Genomic DNA, 2,927 nt, shown 5'->3' on the forward strand with positions numbered 1-2,927 from the left:
CTCGTCTTGCGCGATGCCGCGGCCGAGTGGAAAATGCCCCCACGCGAATGGACCGAAGCCAAGTCCCAGTTCGCGATCATGTTCGAGGATCGCTTCATCACTCAATGAAGCTCAACCCGCCCCGGACACAAAAATTCAGACACTCCCCCCATCCGGTGCCCAGCGGGTGGATTTCGCCGCCTTCATCGCGACCATGTATGTCAGGACGAGGTCGGCACGCCGTATGTCTGCTGAACTGCAAAGCCGGATGTTCCAGCTTCAAAACCACGCCACCGCCTTGCACGACGGCGCCTTCAACTCCTTCATTCGTAAGATGGAAGAAGGTGAAGGCAGGATCTACACCCCTGAAGAACGTGCTAAGATTAAGTCGGTCATGATTGATCCGAGCTCATTCGAAATCCACATCCCCAAAGAACGAACACTCGACATCCTGGGGAATGCGAAACCAATCATGCCTCTTATTCACGACATGTCGTGGTCGGTCGTCGAGCCGGAGCGCGGCTTCGTCATTTCATCCGACAACCCCGTCTGCAGGGTCGTTATAGGCCCGAGGCACCCGATGAGCGACGGTGGCTTCCTCCACAAAAACGTCGAAGTTTCCTTTCCTCTCAGCCCGAAACGCTTGTTGCTAATGTCATGGCACAAAGGCCTACCGCCAACGTTTGAAGTGTCGCGGCAGTTTATCGACGTAAGCGCTCATTTGCTGAGTCTGGAGGCGGAGGCTCCGAATAGAAAAATTTGCGAAGGACGGGGCGTCGATTTATGGCTCTTTATCGAATTTGTATATCTTCCGAATAATCCCATCAATTATTAATGCTGTTTAGGTTGGTTGTTACGGGTAATTCATCAGCTTGCCCGTTAATCAGTCGTGAGGAGGCTGCGGAAATCGCATCTGCCCCCCTTTGKAGCGTGAGATAGGGTTTGTAGGGTCTCAATGCTGCAGCTCCTTGAATGGCTCAGCCGTGGCCTGGTCATCGTCGCCAACCCCGGTCTTGTTCATTCGTTGAGACACGATCCATTCGCGCAGCTCCTGCGGCGGCTGCATCAGCAAATCCTTGCCRCCCGAGCCGTCAAGCCAGGCCTCGAAGTCGCGCGGCAGCAGCGTCGCCGGCATGCGGTTGTGGATCTCCGACATCCATTTGTTCGCGTCGCGCGTGATGATCGTGCAGGTAACGATCTCCTCGCCGGTCTCTGGATTGGTCCAGGCTTCCCACAAGCCGGCGAAGCCGAGCAGGCCGCCGTCGGCCGCACTGATCCGATGCGGGGTCTTGTCGCCCTTCTCGCCGGTCCATTCATAGAACCCGCTCGCCGGGATGATACAGCGACGTTTCACATAGGCTGAGCGAAACATGGCGCTGGAATCGACCGTCTCGATTCGCGCGTTGAAGGTCGCCCCGGACTCGTTCGCCTTCTTCTTCCACCAGCCCGGGATCAGGCCCCAGCGCGCTTTCCGCAGCACGCGGTTGCCGTCCTGGTCGCGCACGATGATATCGACCTCGGTCGTCGGGGCGATGTTGTAGCGGGCTCGCAGGTTCGGCCGCTCGGCCGGCACCGTCAGCGGCTGGCTGAAGGCGACGATTTCCTCCCACGAATACGCCTGGCTGAACCGACCGCACATTCCGCTACTCCTCGCCTATCCGTTTCCGTCGCTCGAGCTCGCGAGRCTCGGCCGGGAGCAGATCATCCCGCCCGCCGTCGATCACGGTCAAGCCTCCCATCGTCGCCGGGAAATCGGGCGGCCGTGTCTTCCCAACGTCCAGACAGTAGCCCCCGCACTTGAACCCGTATTTCTGCGGCTTGCGGATTTCCGCCCGCCAGGCGCACCGCCCCCTGAACATCTCGAGCAGCTCGCCCAGCGCCGTGCCGGCGCCGAATTTCTCCGCACAGGCCGCCAGTCCCCCGTCTGCCCACCGCTTGCAGTAATCGCAGCGAAAGCGAAGCAGGATCCACGGATAGTGCCGGAGATCCGTCTCCAGGGTTGGCGGAATGGTCGGCCTGATCGGCATCGGACAATGACATTTGACTCGCGCTCGAATGAGAACAAAAATAGAACATCCAAGCCCCCCAAGGAGTCAAGCTATGCTGCCGTCGCCTACCCCCGCAGGAACTGCCCTGTCTCGCAGCGAGGCCAAGCAGATCATCGCCTGCGGCGGCAATTTCGTATTGAGCCGGGTCGAAATGAACATCGGCCAGGTCCAGAAGCTGGTCGTCTTCGATCCGCCCTATCGCCTGGCMAATGGCGAGGACTACGCCTTCTTCGTGCCCCGCGAGGGCAGGCCGCAGCTTTGGCTGGTCGAGCAATCCGCCGGCGATCGTTGGCACTGGCTCCGCGAGGCGAGGCGCGTCGGGGTCAATGACAACGAGGCGACGCGTCACTGATGAAGGGGGGGCGCGATGATCATCACCGACACCCTGGAATGGTTGGTGGCCCGGCAGCGAATGGCCGAGATCGAGAACGCGCGCCCTGGCAGCCCCGAGGCCGATGAACGGGCGGAGCTCGACTATGCGGCCTTCTGCTGGGAGGAGGACCACATGCCGCCGCTCATGTTTGAACTCTGCCCCGTTCCCGCGTCGATCAACCAGCTGCAGATCCCGTTCTGAAAACCGGCATGATCCGCTCCGGCTCTCGCTCTTCCGAGCGGCGTGTTGGATGCCGACCTGCGATAAGGTTTGCGTCACGAGGGTTTTTTTGGCATCCCTCAAATGAAAGTTGGCTAACGAGGTATAAGAATGAAGGCGAATAGGGCTCTGGGCAGTCTTGCGGTCTCGACGCTGCTCACGCTCGCTGTGTTGGCGGTCGCGATTTGGGCTGAGAACCCCGACCCTCCCCAGAATGCCCCTCCGGTTACTTGGCAGGCATTTCTAATTTTCTTAGCACAGCCACTTTGCTATGCTGTTTTAATATCAACTATTACATTATTCGTAAC

The 2,927-nt window shown here is 59.3% G+C and carries 5 protein-coding genes; 3 read left to right on the forward strand and 2 right to left on the reverse strand.

The annotated features are described in order from the left end of the window. The first annotated feature begins 133 nt into the window (after positions 1–133). Complete coding sequence (locus AC1DJT_RS35610) at positions 134–814, forward strand: DUF4238 domain-containing protein (protein WP_476835951.1); 681 nt, start codon at positions 134–136, stop codon at positions 812–814. Between the two features lie 117 nt (positions 815–931). Here AC1DJT_RS35610 and AC1DJT_RS35615 read toward each other — a convergent pair whose 3' ends face one another. Beyond that, a complete protein-coding gene (locus AC1DJT_RS35615) occupies positions 932–1,618 on the reverse strand; it encodes an SOS response-associated peptidase (protein ID WP_476771050.1) in 687 nt (228 codons plus the stop codon). A gap of 4 nt (positions 1,619–1,622) precedes the next feature. After that, positions 1,623–2,006 (reverse strand): hypothetical protein, encoded by a 384-nt coding sequence (locus AC1DJT_RS35620; protein ID WP_476835949.1) that lies wholly within the window; start codon positions 2,004–2,006, stop codon positions 1,623–1,625. Positions 2,007–2,079: 73 nt separating this feature from the next. Between AC1DJT_RS35620 and AC1DJT_RS35625 the strand changes: the two genes are divergently transcribed. Both AC1DJT_RS35625 and AC1DJT_RS35630 read left to right on the forward strand, forming a co-directional pair. Beyond that, positions 2,080–2,379: a hypothetical protein gene (locus tag AC1DJT_RS35625; RefSeq protein WP_476835950.1), complete on the forward strand. Its 300-nt coding sequence runs from the start codon at positions 2,080–2,082 to the stop codon at positions 2,377–2,379. A gap of 15 nt (positions 2,380–2,394) precedes the next feature. Then, the gene (locus AC1DJT_RS35630) at positions 2,395–2,601 is read left to right on the forward strand and encodes a hypothetical protein (RefSeq protein WP_476771053.1); all 207 of its coding nucleotides are present in this window, start codon (positions 2,395–2,397) and stop codon (positions 2,599–2,601) included. The last annotated feature ends 326 nt before the right edge of the window (positions 2,602–2,927 follow it).

This window comes from Allobosea sp. 05T422_2, from assembly GCF_056396265.1.

Coding starts and splice junctions, on each gene's coding strand:
- AC1DJT_RS35630 (WP_476771053.1), top strand. CDS start 2,395: ATGATCATCACCGACACCCTGGAATGGTTGGTGGCCCGGCAGCGAATG.